This window comes from Streptomyces sp. NPDC101178 (genome assembly GCF_044767965.1).
Lineage (GTDB): Bacteria > Actinomycetota > Actinomycetes > Streptomycetales > Streptomycetaceae > Streptomyces.
On sequence record NZ_JBIWOZ010000003.1, the window covers coordinates 313,878 to 326,946 of the forward strand.

Here is a 13,069-nt window from a genome sequence, read left to right on the forward strand (position 1 = left end):
TAGCATAGTCCCTTACTTTTCATAAGTGCCCTACGGTGGCGCAGTACTCTAGGGGTATGGCAGACCACGGTGAGCAGAGCTGTCGGCGGGTCGACGTGGGCATCAGCCGTGTTTTCGAGCTCTTCGGCAAGCGCTGGACCGGGCCGATCGTCTCGGTGCTGCTGCAGCGGCCGGTGCACTTCGCGGAGCTGCGCCGCGCCATCCCCGGGATCAGCGAGCGCATGCTCTCGGACCGGCTGGCCGAACTCGGAGCGGCCGGCCTGGTGATCCGCGAGGTCGACGAGGGGCCGCCGCTGCGCGTCGCGTACCGCCTCACCGAAGCCGGCGCCGCGATGGAACCGGCGCTCAAGGAGCTCGGGCAGTGGGCGGACACTTACCTCGCGGAACCGGAACCCGGCACCGGCTGCTGAGCGCCCGCCGACCGGTACTGACGGCCGTGGGGGAACGGCGGTACGGTTCGTGGCGGTCGGAGAGCTGACGAGGCGGGGGAGGCGACGCACCATGGGCGGCATCGCAGGTGTGGGCGTGGACGAGGGCGCGGGCGTCGGCGGAGGGCCGGCTCCGGAAACGCGGGTCCCGGGGGCGGAGGCCCGTATTCCGGACGTGGCCGGGTTCGCGCGGCGCGGAGAGGCCGGATCACCGAGAGCCGTGGGCAAGGCGCTGCGCGGCCGGGTACCGCGCTCCGCGCACGCGTCGCTGGTCCTGCCCTCGGGCCGGCCCGACGCCGTGCGGGCCGTCGAGGAGTCCAACCGGGGCCGGGTCCCGGGGCTCACGCCGATCCGGGTGGGCCGGATGGCCGCCTCCCCCTTCGCCTTTCTGCGCGGCTCGGCCGGGCTTATGGCCCACGACCTGATGGGCACCCCGGTCACCGGTGTGGGCGCGCAGCTCTGCGGTGACGCCCACGCGGCCAACTTCGGCCTCTACGGCGACGCCCGGGGCAACCTGGTCATCGACCTCAACGACTTCGACGAGACCGTCTTCGGCCCCTGGGAGTGGGACCTCAAGCGGCTCGCCGCCTCGCTGGTCCTGGCGGGCCGGGCCGTCGGCGCGGACGAGGACACCTGCCGTAAGGGCGCGTACGACACCGTCGGCGCCTACCGCCGCACGATGCGGCTGCTGGCCCGGCTGTCCGCGCTCGACGCCTGGAACGCCATCGCGGACGAGGAGCTCGTCTCGCACACCGACGCCCGCGACCTGGTCGGCACGCTGGAGAAGGTCTCGGACAAGGCCCGCAGGAACACCAGCGCCCGGTTCGCCGCACGCTCCACGGAGGACTGCCTCGACGGCGGCCGGCGCTTCGTCGACGCGCTGCCGGTGCTGCGCCGGGTGCCGGACGCGGAGGCCGCGGCGGTGGCGGCCGGGCTCGGCGGCTATCTGTCCACGGTCGCCGAGGACCGGATGCCGCTGCTGGCGCGGTACACGATCCACGACGTGGCGTTCCGGGTGGTCGGCACCGGCAGCGTCGGCACCCGTTCGTACGTCGTCCTGCTGCTGGACCACCGCGGGGAGCCGCTGGTCCTCCAGGTGAAGGAGGCACGGCGGTCGGTGCTGGCGCCCTACCTGCCGGCCGTCGGCTTCGACGCGCCGCAGGAGGATCACGAGGGCCGCCGGGTGGTGATCGGCCAGAAGCGGATGCAGGTCGTCAGCGACATCCTGCTCGGCTGGACGGAGGTGGACGGCAGGCCTTACCAGGTACGCCAGTTCCGCAACCGCAAGGGCAGCGTGGACCCGGCCGCGCTCACCGTCGAACAGGTCGACGACTACGGCCGGATGACCGGAGCCCTGCTCGCCCGCGCCCACTCCCACAGCGCCGACCCCCGGCTGCTCGCCGGCTACTGCGGCAAGAACGACGAACTCGACGCGGCGATCGCCGACTTCGCGGTGGCCTACGCCGACCGTACGGAGGCGGACCACGCGGAGCTGGAGCGGGCGATCAAGACGGGTCGGATGGCCGCCGAGCGCGGTGTCTGAGGACGGCGGGTCGTGGTGTCCGAGGACGGCCGGGCGCGCGGGGCCGGGACCGTGCGGTACGGGGTGTGCGGCGGGGGCCATACGCTGGACGGGTGACCCACGAAGCAGCCGGGGTGCCTCCCACCCGGAACGATGATGACCGGCAGGACGACGACCGGCCCGCCGAGCCGCAGCCCGCACCGCAAGCCCAGGACGCCGGTGAACCGCAGGACGCCGCGCCGCGCCCCGAGGCGCGGTTGGCCAAGGCCGTGCAGGTGGCCGAGCAGGCGCTGATCGAGTTCGAGATCGCGGTGGAGACCTTCCGGGTGGAGGTCGAGAACTTCTCCCGGCTGCACCACCAGAAGCTCGGCCCGATGTACGCCCGCCTCGACGAGCTGGACGCGCAGATCGCCGAGGCGCGGGCCGCGAAGTCCGGTGACCCCGAGGACCTGCGCAAGGCCAAGGAGGCGCGGGACATCGTCATGCCGATGCCCGGTGTCGACGAGCTCTTCCACGACTGGATGGACTCCGACGGCCTCTCCCCCGAGGCGTCCGCCATGCTCACCGAGCAGCCGGTACGGCCGCCGAAGCGGGTCCGGCCGAGCGAGGAGGCCCGCAAGCTCTACCGCGAGCTGGCCCGCAAGGCCCACCCGGACCTGGCCCAGAACGAGCCGGAGCGGGAGCGCCGGGACGAGTTCATCACCCGCGTCAACGCCGCGTACGGGCGCGGTGACGTCGAACTGCTCAAGGAGCTGGCGGCGGAGTGGGCGGCGGGCCCGGCCGAGCCGCCCACGCCGCTGAGCGAGAGCGAGGAGCTCTACGCCCGCCTTGAGTGGCTCAGCAGGCGCAAGGAGCTGCTCACGGTCCTCGCGGCCGAGCTGGAGGAGAGTGCGATCGGCTCGATGCTCAAGATGGCCCCGGACGACCCGGACCAGCTGCTGGAGGACATCGGGGAGCAGCTGCTCGGCGAGGTGTCCCGGCGGGAGGCCGAGCTCGCGGAGATGGTGCAGTAGCGTTCCGGGTGACGCGGCCACGTACGTACGAGAGAAGGCATGACCCATGAATTTCGCCCCGCTGCCCTCGGTGGACGTCGCTGCGGTGCCGTCGGACGGCCTGGTTCTGGACGTCCGCGAGAACGACGAGTGGGCGGCCGGTCATGTCGAGGGTGCGCTGCACATTCCGATGAGTGACTTCGTGGGCCGGTTCGGTGAGCTGACGGAGGCCGCGGAGGACGGCCGGCGCGTCCATGTGATGTGCCGGGTCGGCGGCCGGTCCGCTCAGGTCACGCAGTACCTGGTCCAGCAGGGGATCGACGCGGTGAACATCGACGGCGGCATGCTCGCCTGGGACGGGGCCGGGCGCCCGATGGTCACGGACAACGGGGCCTCGGCCTTCGTCCTCTGATCTTGTCTGCGGGCTGCTCTCCGCGTCAGGACAGCGGATGGGCGGCCAGCAGGTCGCCCAGTACCTCCTCGTGGGCGGCCGCCGGGCCCAGGGAGAGCTCGATCTGCTTCGCCCAGGCGTGGAAGCGGTGCAGCGGGTAGTCGGTGTCCGCGCCGAAGCCGCCGTGCAGGTGCTGTGCGGTCTGCACGATGCGGCGCACCCCGTCCGAGGCCCAGATCTTCGCCACGGCGATGTCACCCTCGGCGGGCAGCGGGCCGCCGGCGCCGGTGGAGATCCGCCAGGCGGCCTGCCAGAGCGTCACCTCCATGGCCCGCAGGTCGATGTACCGGTCGGCGGCCTGCACCGCCACCGCCTGGAACGTGGCGACGGGAAACCCGAACTGCTCGCGCTTCCCGGTGTATTCGGCCGTCATCGCGAGCACCCGCTCGCCCAGACCGAGCGCCAGCGCGCAGGTCCCCGTGGTGAGCAGGTTCCGCAGCCACTCCCACGCCCCGGGCGCGTCGACCAGCTCGTGCGCCGCCACGCGTACGGAGTCGAGCCGAACCTCCGCCAGCCGTTCGCCGCTGGTGGAGACCTGGTCCGCGAGGGTGACGCCCGCGCGGGCGGGGTCCACGAGCGCCAGGACGGACCGGCCGTCGCCGGTGTGGGCGGGGACGGCGATCCGGTCGGCCGCCTGCGCCCAGGGGACCGCCGACTGCACGCCGTCCAGCACCCAGCCGGAAGGGGCGGCCGCGGAACCCTCCGGCCGTACGGTGACGGCGCGTTCGGCCGGGTCGTGGCCGGTGCGTCCGTTGGCCGCGGCGGTCAGGACCAGCTCGCCGCGCGCGGCCCGGGGCAGCAGCTCGGCGGCGAGGGCGCTCTCCCCGTACCGCTCGACGGCCATCGCGACCGCGCAGCTCTCCAGCAGCGGGACCCGGGCCAGGATCTTGGCCGACTCCCGCAGGACCAGGCAGAGCGCGACCGGGTCGAGCCCGGCGCCGCCGTACTCCTCGGCGAGCGTCAGTCCGAGCAGATCCGACCCCGCCAGCTCACCCCAGAGCCGCCGGTCGATGTCATCGGCCACGGCGCCCGGAGTCAGGGCCGGGCTGGGCACGCTGTCGGGCGTGACCCCGGAGAAGACCGCCCGGGCCGCCTCCACGGCTGCCTGCTGTTCCTCGGTGAAGGTGAAGTCCACTGTCCCGGCCTCCCGTTGGCGCTCCCTGACGGGCCGTCAAGATAGAACAGGTTCTAGGAGAAGGGAAGGCAAGTGGAAGCGGGGGCCAAGGGCGGGGGCGGCGCGTCGGGTCAGCGGTCGAAGTCCAGCTCCACCTCCGGGGTGAGCGGATGCGACTGGCAGGCCAGCACGAAGCCGGCGTCCGTCTCCTCCGGCTCCAGCGCGAAGTTCCGCTCCATCCGTACCTCGCCCGAGACGAGGAACGCCCGGCAGGTCCCGCACACCCCGCCCTTGCAGGCGTACGGAGCGTCCGAGCGGCGCCGCAAGACCGTCTCAAGCAGCGACTCCGCGTCCTGGACGGGCCAGCTGCCGGAGCGGCCGTGCAGGGTGGCCGTCAGCGTGGCGTCGGAGGGGGCGGCGACCTTGACGACCGTGACATCGGACGGGCCGTCGTCGACGTGGAAGATCTCCTGGTGGATCCGGGTCCGGTCGACGTCCAGCCCGCGCAGCGCCTTCTCCGCGCCGCGTACGAGACCGAGCGGCCCGCACAGGAACCAGCCGTCCACCTCCGCCACCGGCAGCACCGCCGGAAGCAGCGCGGTGAGCCGCTGGGTGTCCAGGCGGCCGGAGGGCAGCCCGGCCGACTGCTCCTCCCGCGACAGGGCCGTGATCAGCTGGAAGCGGTCCGGATAGCGGTCCTTGAGGTCGGCCACCTCGTCCAGGAACATCGTGGAGGCCGCCGTGCGGTCGCTGCGGATCAGACAGAACCGCGCCTTCTCCTCCCGCGCCAGCAGCGTGGCCGCCATCGACAGCACCGGCGTGATCCCGCTGCCGCCGACCACCGCCGCGAAGAGACCAGGACGCGGCTCCAGCACGAAGCGGCCCATCGGAGGCATGGCCTCCACCTGGTCCCCTACGGACAGCTCCTTCAGGGCGTAGGTGGAGAACGCGCCGCCCTCGACCCCGCGGATGCCGACCCGGACCACGGGATCGGCGGGCTGCTCGGTGGCCGGTGCGCAGATCGAGTACGAACGGCGGATCTCCTTGCCGTCCACGCTGTAGCGCACGTTCAGATGCTGGCCCGGCTGGTGGCGGAAGGTCTCGCGCAGCTCGGCCGGCACGGCGAAGGTCACGGCCACCGCATCGTCCGTGATCCGTTCGATCGCGCTGACCCGGAGCGGATGGAACATCTACAACTCCTTGAAGTGGTCGAACGGTTCGCGGCAGGCGACGCAGCGGCGCAGGGCCTTGCACGCCGTGGAGGAGAACCGGCTGAGCAGCTCCGTCTCCGTGGAGCCGCAGTGCGGGCAGCGCACCGAGAGCGTCAGCGGCACCGGGCCGCCGTCGGCGCTGTGGGCGCGCGGCGGCGCTATGCCGAACTCGGCGAGCTTGCGGCGGCCCTCGGCGCTGATGTCGTCGGTCGACCAGGCCGGTGCGAGCACCGTGACCACGGAGACCTCGGGCACGCCGTTCTCGTGGAGCACCCGCTCGATGTCGGCGGACATGGCCTCGATCGCCGGGCAGCCGGTGTACGTCGGGGTGAGCCGCACGGTCACCCGTCCCGGGCCCTCCACGTCCACGCCGCGCAGGACACCCAGCTCGGCCAGGGTCAGCACCGGAAGCTCGGGGTCGGGGACGGAGCCGGCGAGGGAGCGCAGCTCGGCCTCCAGCGGGGTGTCGGTCACCATGACGCCCCCGGATGGCTGCGGTGCAGGTGCTGCATCTCGGCGAGCATCCGGCCGAACGGCTCGGTGTGCAGGCCCTGCCGCCCCGCACCCGCCGCCCAGGCCCCGGTGCGCGGCCCGGCCGGCAGCGTCAGCGTGGCCCGCTCCACGGTGGAGGTGACGGCGGAGAGCCAGGCGCTCTCCAGCTCCTGCCGGTCGACGCCGGAGCCGGTGGCGCCGGCCGTGCCCGTAGCACCGGCCGTGCCGGCGGTGTCCGCAGCGCCGACCGTGCGGGCGGTGTCCGCAGCGCCCGTGGTGTCCAGGCCCTCCACCGGCTGGAACATCTCACCGGTGAAGCGCCACAGCGCCTCCAGGCCCGCCTGCATCCGCTCATGGCTCTCTGCGGTGCCGTCGCCGAGCCGCAGGACCCACTGCTCGGCGTGGTCCCGGTGGTAGGCGACCTCCTTGACGGCCTTCGCCGCCAGGTCCGCGAACGCGCCGTCCCCGGCCGCCAGCCGCTCGTACAACAGGTGCTGGTAGACCGAGAAGTAGAGCTGGCGGGCGATGGTGTGGGCGAAGTCCCCGTTGGGCTGCTCGACCAGCTGGAGGTTGCGGAAGGCCCGCTCCTCGCGGAGATAGGCCAGCTCGTCCTCGTCACCGACGAGCGAGAGCAGCACCCGCGCCTGGCCCAGCAGGTCCAGGGCGATGTTGGCGAGCGCCACCTCCTCCTCCAGGACGGGGGCGTGGCCCGCCCACTCCCCCAGCCGGTGCGAGAGCACCAGCGCGTCGTCGCCGAGGGCGAGGGCGGCGCTCACAGGTGCTTCACCCCGTCCGGGATCTCGTAGAAGGTCGGGTGGCGGTAGGGCTTGTCGCCGGCCGGCTCGAAGAAGGAGTCCTTCTCGTCGGGCGAGGAGGCGGTGATCTCCGTGGACGGGACGACCCAGATCGAGACGCCTTCGGAGCGGCGGGTGTAGAGATCGCGCGCGTTGCGCAGGGCCATCTCGGCGTCGGGCGCGTGGAGGCTGCCCGCGTGGGTGTGGGAGAGCCCGCGCCGCGAGCGCACGAACACCTCCCACAGCGGCCAGTCGGTCGAGCTGCTCATGCCGTCTCCTCCACGTGCTGTGCGGGCTGTGCCGTCCGGGCGGACGGGGTGGTGTGCTTGGCGGCGTACGCCGCGGCCGCGTCCCGGACCCAGGCGCCCTCTTCGTGGGCCCTGCGCCGCTGGGTGATCCGCTCTTCGTTGCACGGGCCGTTGCCCTTGAGGACCTCCTGGAACTCCGTCCAGTCGATCGCGCCGAAGTCGTGCTGTCCGCGCTCCTCGTTCCACCGGATGTCCGGGTCCGGCAGGGCCAGGCCCAGCGCCTGCGCCTGCGGCACGCAGATGTCCACGAAGCGCTGCCGCAGCTCGTCGTTGGAATGCCGCTTGATCTTCCAGGCCATCGACTGCTCGGAGTGGGCCGAGGCGTCGTCCGGCGGGCCGAACATCATCAGCGACGGCCACCACCAGCGGTCCACCGCGTCCTGCGCCATCGCGTGCTGGGCGTCGGTGCCGCGGCTGAGGGCGAGAAGCAGCTCGTACCCCTGGCGCTGGTGGAAGGACTCCTCCTTGCAGATGCGGACCATCGCGCGGGCGTACGGGCCGTAGGAGCAGCGGCAGAGCGGCACCTGGTTGGTGATGGCCGCGCCGTCCACCAGCCAGCCGATCGCGCCGACGTCGGCCCAGGTCAGGGTCGGGTAGTTGAAGATCGACGAATAGCGCTGGCGGCCGGCGTGGAGCTTGTCGAGCAGCTCCTCGCGGCTGGTGCCCAGCGTCTCGGCCGCGCTGTAGAGATACAGGCCGTGTCCGGCCTCGTCCTGGACCTTGGCCATCAGGATCGCCTTGCGGCGCAGCGAGGGTGCGCGGGTGATCCAGTTGGCCTCGGGCTGCATGCCGATGATTTCCGAGTGGGCGTGCTGGGCCATCTGGCGGACCAGCGTGGCGCGATAGGCCTCGGGCATCCAGTCGCGCGGCTCGATGCGCTCGTCGGCGGCCACCGCCGCGTCGAAGACCGCGAGACGTGCCGCGTCCGCCGGGTCCTCGGCCGTGCCGGGCGCCCTTCCTGCCGCTTTCGCCGTGCCTGAGGTGCTCTGCGTCTTCTGGTCCGCAGTCACTGCCGCCATCCCGGGCTCCCTACCGACCGATCGTTCGGTTCATTGACTTCAATGGTCGGTCGGAGGCCCGTAGGGTGTCAACCCTGTGGATAACCGAGTGGTGATCGATGGTGAGCGGGGCGGGATGGATGCGGACCACGACGGGAGCTCCGGCAGCGGGGATTCCGGCAGCGCGCACGAGGGCGTCCGGCCGCACGCCGTGAGCCGGACCTCTTCCGAACCGGACGCCCCGGCACCCGGACCGGACTCCCCGGCCCCGGGAACGGAAGCTCCGGTCCCCGCTCCGACCCCACCCGGAACCGGCGTCGGCATAGCCGGTCTCTCCTTCGGCTATCAGCTCGTCGCCGCCCTCTCCCTCTCCCTCATCGGGCTCCTGGCCTGCGCACAGGTGGCCATGGTCTTCCTGCACGTCGCCCCGTCCAACACGCTGACCAAGCAGCACGGCAAGACGGTCGACGACTGGATCTACCCGGAGTTCGAACAGAACTGGAAGCTCTTCGCTCCCAACCCGCTCCAGCAGAACATCGCCGTCCACGTCCGGGCCGAGGTGTCCGGGGCGGAAGGGCGCCGCACCACCGGCTGGATCAGCCTCACCCAGGAGGACGGCGACGCGATACGCGGCAGCCTCTTCCCCAGCCATGTGCACCAGAACGAGCTCCGCAGAGGCTGGGACTTCTACGTGAACTCGCACGACGACCGGAACAAGCCCAACGGGCTGCGCGGCGACCTCTCCGAGCGCTACATCCGGCGCATCGCGATGCTGCGGCTGAGCGAGCGCGACCTGGGCGGCACGGTCGAGCGGATCCAGATGAGGTCGGCGAGCAGCACGATCTCCCCGCCCCCGTGGTCCACCGAGAAGGCCGACACCCGCCCGAGCTACCGCGAACTCCCCTGGTGGCCCGTGACCCCCGACGACCTGCCCGCACCGCGTGACGCGGCGCGCGCCGAGGAGGGGACCGAGTGACCACCACCCCGCCCGCCGGACCGCCGTCCACCCCGCCCGCTCCACCGGCTCCCGCTCCGGCTCGCGGCGCCAGGCCCGACCGGATCACCGGCGCCGGCACCGCCCTCGCCCGCGCCCTCCAGCGCATCACCGCATCGGCCCTCGGCCCGTACCAGAGTGCCGTCATCCGGATCGGCTTCGCCGCCACCTACCTGTTCTTCCTGGTCCGCGAGGTGCCGCACCGCCATGAGCTGTACGGCCCCGACAGCCCGTGGCACTGGGACCTGGCCCGGCAGCTCACGGCGGGTAACGACGCCTTCTCCGTCCTCCTCTGGTCGGACAGCGCGCTCTGGTTCGAGGTGGTGTACGCGCTCACCGTCCTGTCCGCCGCCGGTCTGCTGCTGGGCTGGCGCACCCGGACGATGTCGGTCCTCTTCATGGTCGGCGTGCTCTCCGTACAGAACCGCAGCGTCTTCATGGGCGACGGCGGTGACAACGTCATCCACCTGATGGCGATCTACCTCGTCCTGACGCGCTGCGCCCAGGTCTGGTCGCTGGACGCCCGCCGCACGGCCCGCGAGGCCGAGCGTGGCGCGCTCGGCCTGCCGCCCCGGCGGGACGTCACGGGCCCGGTGCTCTGGGCGGTCCTCGGCCCGGTCCTGCTGGGGGCCACGCTGATGGACGGTCTCGGCGGGACCTGGTGGCTGCCGGTCCTGCTGTGGATCCTCTGGCTCTCCGCCGCCGCCTGGTGGGCCGCGAACCGCTACGCGCCGCACGGACAGCCGCGCGCCCTGCTCGACGTGCTGGCCAACCTCGCCCACAACGCCACACTCGTCGTGATCATGATCGAGGTCTGCCTGATCTACGCGACGGCCGGCTGGTACAAGATCCAGGGCTCGCGCTGGCAGGACGGCACCGCGCTCTACTACCCGCTGAAGCTCGACTACTTCTCGCCGTGGCCCGCCCTCTCGGACGTGCTCGCCTCCAGCGGGCTGATGGTCATGGTGCTGACGTACGCGACGGTCATCGTCCAGGTCGCGTTTCCGTTCACCCTGTTCAACCGGCGGCTCAAGAACGTCCTGCTGGTCATCATGATCGCCGAGCACGCGGGGATCGCCGTGCTGCTCGGGCTGCCGTTCTTCTCGATGGCGATGATCGCGGCCGACGCGGTGTTCCTGCCGACGGTCTTCCTCGTCTGGCTGGGCGGGCGGGCCGCGCTGGGCCGGCAGCGGCTGCCCGGGTGGCTGCCGCGGCGGTCACGCTCCCCGGAGACCGGCGGCCCGCAGGAGGTGCCCGCCGCCCGCGCGGTGCCGGAGGAACGCGGCGGTACGGGGGAGGCCCCGCCGCACGGCGGTGGCGGGGGCCATACGCTCGTCGGGTGAGCAGCGAGACCGGCAGCACCGGCGGCACCCCAGAGCCCGCGCCCGTGGACCCCGTCCCGGCGGAGCCCCTCCAGTACGACGACGGCTACGGCCAGGCCATCGGCGTCGGGCCGCACCCGCTGCCGTGGCCCGAGGACGAGCGGTACGACCCCGAGCTGCTGGCCCACGGCGACCGGCGCAACGTCGGTGACGGCTACCGCTACTGGACGCGCGAGGCGATCGTCGCCGATCTCGACCTGCGGCGCCACGATTTCCACGTGGCCGTGGAGAACTGGGGCCACGACTTCAACATCGGCTCGGTCGTCCGGACCGCCAACGCCTTCCTGGCGAAGGAGATCCACATCGTGGGCCGGCGGCGCTGGAACCGGCGCGGCGCCATGGTCACCGACCGCTACCAGCATGTGCGCCACCACCCGGACACGGTGGACCTGACCGCCTGGGCGGCGGCCGAGGACCTGCCGATCATCGGGATCGACAACCTCCCTGGCGCCGTACCGCTGGAGCGGACCGAGCTGCCGCGCCGGTGCGTGCTGCTGTTCGGGCAGGAGGGGCCGGGGCTGACCGAGGAGGCGCGGAAGCACGCCTCGATGGTGTGCTCGATCGCCCAGTTCGGCTCGACCCGGTCCATCAACGCGGGGGCCGCGGCGGCGATCGCGATGCACGCCTGGGTGCAGCGCTACGCCGATGTCCCCGACCCCCGGGACGCCTTCTAGGCCTGGCGGCGGACCTCCACCACCCGGAAGCGGTTGGCGACGAAGGCCGCGTCGCAGAGGGCCGCGTTGGCCGCCGGGTTGCCGCCGGAGCCGTGGAAGTCGGAGAAGGCGGCCGTCTGGTTGACGTAGACCCCGCCGGTCAGGTTCAGCGAGAGCTGCGCCGACTCGTCCAGGCAGACCTCCTCGATCGCCTGCTCCACCTCGGCGGAGGTGGTGTAGGCGCCGACGGTCATCGCGCCCTTCTCCCGGATCGTGCGGCGCAGCAGCTCCAGGGCCGCGTCCGTCGACTCGACCGCCACGGCGAAGGAGACCGGACCGAAGCACTCCGAGAGGTACGCCGCGTCCTCGTCGCTCTTCGTCCCGTCGAGCTTGACGACGACCGGCGTACGGACGACGGCGTCGGGGAACTCGGCGTTGGCGACCGTACGCGAGGCCAGGGCCACCTCGCCCAGCTCACCGGCCGCCTCGACCCGGGCCTTGACGTCCGGGTTGACCAGCGCGCCGAGCAGGGCCGCCGCGCGGGCGTCGTCGCCGAGGAGCTGGGTGACGGCCGCCGCGATGTCGGCGGTCACCTCGTCGTACGACTTGGGACCGTCGTCCGTGGTGATGCCGTCCCTCGGGATCAGCAGGTTCTGCGGAGTGGTGCACATCTGGCCGCTGTAGAGCGAGAGGGAGAACGCCACGTTGGCGAGCATGCCCCGGTAGTCGTCGGTGGAGTCGACGACGATCGTGTTGACGCCGGCCTTCTCGGTGTAGACCTGCGCCTGTCGGGCGTTGGCCTCCAGCCAGTCGCCGAAGGCGGTGGAGCCGGTGTAGTCGATGATCCGGATCTCGGGGCGGACCGCGAGGGTCTTGGCGATGCCCTCGCCCGGCCGCTCGGCGGCCAGCGCGACCAGGTCGGCGTCGAAGCCCGCCTCGGCCAGCACCTCACGGGCGATCTTGACGGTGAGCGCGAGGGGCAGCACGGCCCTGGGGTGCGGCTTCACCAGCACCGGGTTGCCCGTGGCGAGCGAGGCGAACAGGCCCGGGTAGCCGTTCCACGTGGGGAAGGTGTTGCAGCCGATGACCAGCGCGATCCCGCGGCCGGCCGTGGTGAACGTCTTCGTCAGCTTCAGCGGGTCACGCTTGCCCTGCGGCTTGGACCAGTCGGCCCTCTCCGGCGTGCGGACCTGCTCCTGATAGGCGTACGCGACGGCCTCCAGGCCACGGTCCTGCGCGTGCGGGCCGCCCGCCTGGAACGCCATCATGAAGGCCTGTCCGCTGGTGTGCATCACGGCGTGGGCCAGCTCGTGGGTGCGGGCGCTGATCCGCGACAGGATCTCCAGACAGACCAGGGCCCGGGTCTCAGGACCCGCCGCCCGCCAGGCGGATGTGCCGGCCTGCATCGCCGGGAGCAGGACATCGAGGTCGGCGTGCGGATACTCGACACCGAGCTCCGGTCCGTACGGCGAGGTCTCCCCGCCCGTCCAGCCGTCGGTGCCGGGCTGGTCCAGGTCGAGCCGGGTGTTCAGCACCGCGTCGAACGCGGCCTTGCCCTCGGCCGCCCCGAGACTGCCCGGCGCGCCGCCCTCTCCGTACGCCTTCGGGTGCTCGGGGTGCGGGGACCAGTACGCGCGGGTACCGATCGTGTCGAGGGCCTGGTCGAGCGTGGGCCGGTGGGTCTCGGACAGCTGCTGGGGGGTGAGCGCGGCGGCCATGGCGGACCAACT

14 protein-coding genes are annotated in these 13,069 nt (G+C 72.4%); 7 read left to right on the forward strand and 7 right to left on the reverse strand.

The annotated features are described in order from the left end of the window. Nucleotides 1-56: 56 nt before the first annotated feature. The 4 genes from ACIRR8_RS09935 to ACIRR8_RS09950 all read left to right on the forward strand — a co-directional run bounded on the left by ACIRR8_RS09935 (nucleotide 57) and on the right by ACIRR8_RS09950 (nucleotide 3,354). Entirely contained in the window at nucleotides 57-410 is a 354-nt protein-coding gene (locus tag ACIRR8_RS09935) for a winged helix-turn-helix transcriptional regulator (protein WP_404061408.1), read from the forward strand. 91 nt (nucleotides 411-501) lie between these two features. Beyond that, nucleotides 502-1,971 carry a DUF2252 domain-containing protein gene (locus tag ACIRR8_RS09940; RefSeq protein WP_404061411.1) on the forward strand — a complete coding sequence of 490 codons (1,470 nt, stop codon included), beginning with the start codon at nucleotides 502-504 and terminating at the stop codon, nucleotides 1,969-1,971. A 92-nt stretch (nucleotides 1,972-2,063) separates the two neighbouring features. Next, nucleotides 2,064-2,963: a J domain-containing protein gene (locus ACIRR8_RS09945; protein ID WP_404061413.1), complete on the forward strand. Its 900-nt coding sequence runs from the start codon at nucleotides 2,064-2,066 to the stop codon at nucleotides 2,961-2,963. A gap of 46 nt (nucleotides 2,964-3,009) precedes the next feature. Then, nucleotides 3,010-3,354 (forward strand): rhodanese-like domain-containing protein, encoded by a 345-nt coding sequence (locus ACIRR8_RS09950; protein WP_404061416.1) that lies wholly within the window; start codon nucleotides 3,010-3,012, stop codon nucleotides 3,352-3,354. Nucleotides 3,355-3,379: 25 nt separating this feature from the next. On the opposite strand, the gene ACIRR8_RS09955 is transcribed toward ACIRR8_RS09950, so the two are convergent. From ACIRR8_RS09955 to paaA, 6 genes are all read right to left on the reverse strand, one after another. Then, complete coding sequence (locus tag ACIRR8_RS09955; protein WP_404061419.1) at nucleotides 3,380-4,528, reverse strand: acyl-CoA dehydrogenase family protein; 1,149 nt, start codon at nucleotides 4,526-4,528, stop codon at nucleotides 3,380-3,382. 110 nt (nucleotides 4,529-4,638) lie between these two features. After that, complete coding sequence (locus ACIRR8_RS09960; protein WP_404061422.1) at nucleotides 4,639-5,697, reverse strand: 2Fe-2S iron-sulfur cluster-binding protein; 1,059 nt, start codon at nucleotides 5,695-5,697, stop codon at nucleotides 4,639-4,641. Further along, entirely contained in the window at nucleotides 5,698-6,195 is a 498-nt protein-coding gene (gene paaD / locus ACIRR8_RS09965; RefSeq protein WP_019762360.1) for a 1,2-phenylacetyl-CoA epoxidase subunit PaaD, read from the reverse strand. Then, nucleotides 6,189-6,986: a 1,2-phenylacetyl-CoA epoxidase subunit PaaC gene (gene paaC, locus ACIRR8_RS09970; RefSeq protein ID WP_404061425.1), complete on the reverse strand. Its 798-nt coding sequence runs from the start codon at nucleotides 6,984-6,986 to the stop codon at nucleotides 6,189-6,191. The genes paaD and paaC overlap by 7 nt, the downstream gene beginning before the upstream one ends. Further along, on the reverse strand, nucleotides 6,983-7,273 hold the full coding sequence (gene paaB / locus ACIRR8_RS09975; protein ID WP_018513917.1) for a 1,2-phenylacetyl-CoA epoxidase subunit PaaB: 291 nt from the start codon (nucleotides 7,271-7,273) through the stop codon (nucleotides 6,983-6,985). The genes paaC and paaB overlap by 4 nt, the downstream gene beginning before the upstream one ends. After that, nucleotides 7,270-8,331 carry a 1,2-phenylacetyl-CoA epoxidase subunit PaaA gene (gene paaA / locus ACIRR8_RS09980; protein WP_404061428.1) on the reverse strand — a complete coding sequence of 354 codons (1,062 nt, stop codon included), beginning with the start codon at nucleotides 8,329-8,331 and terminating at the stop codon, nucleotides 7,270-7,272. Before paaA ends, paaB begins: the two co-directional genes overlap by 4 nt. Nucleotides 8,332-8,446: 115 nt before the next feature. Between paaA and ACIRR8_RS09985 the strand changes: the two genes are divergently transcribed. From ACIRR8_RS09985 to ACIRR8_RS09995, 3 genes are read left to right on the forward strand one after another with little or no spacing between them, the layout of a single operon-like run. Continuing rightward, the gene (locus tag ACIRR8_RS09985; protein WP_404062546.1) at nucleotides 8,447-9,286 is read left to right on the forward strand and encodes a DUF5819 family protein; all 840 of its coding nucleotides are present in this window, start codon (nucleotides 8,447-8,449) and stop codon (nucleotides 9,284-9,286) included. After that, nucleotides 9,283-10,647, forward strand: coding sequence for an HTTM domain-containing protein (locus tag ACIRR8_RS09990; protein ID WP_404061431.1), 1,365 nt, complete (start codon nucleotides 9,283-9,285; stop codon nucleotides 10,645-10,647). Before ACIRR8_RS09985 ends, ACIRR8_RS09990 begins: the two co-directional genes overlap by 4 nt. Continuing rightward, complete coding sequence (locus ACIRR8_RS09995) at nucleotides 10,644-11,360, forward strand: TrmH family RNA methyltransferase (protein ID WP_404061433.1); 717 nt, start codon at nucleotides 10,644-10,646, stop codon at nucleotides 11,358-11,360. The genes ACIRR8_RS09990 and ACIRR8_RS09995 overlap by 4 nt, the downstream gene beginning before the upstream one ends. On the opposite strand, the gene paaN is transcribed toward ACIRR8_RS09995, so the two are convergent. Continuing rightward, nucleotides 11,357-13,057 carry a phenylacetic acid degradation protein PaaN gene (paaN, locus tag ACIRR8_RS10000; RefSeq protein WP_404061436.1) on the reverse strand — a complete coding sequence of 567 codons (1,701 nt, stop codon included), beginning with the start codon at nucleotides 13,055-13,057 and terminating at the stop codon, nucleotides 11,357-11,359. The two genes, ACIRR8_RS09995 and paaN, sit on opposite strands and share 4 nt — an antisense overlap. Nucleotides 13,058-13,069 lie beyond the last annotated feature (12 nt).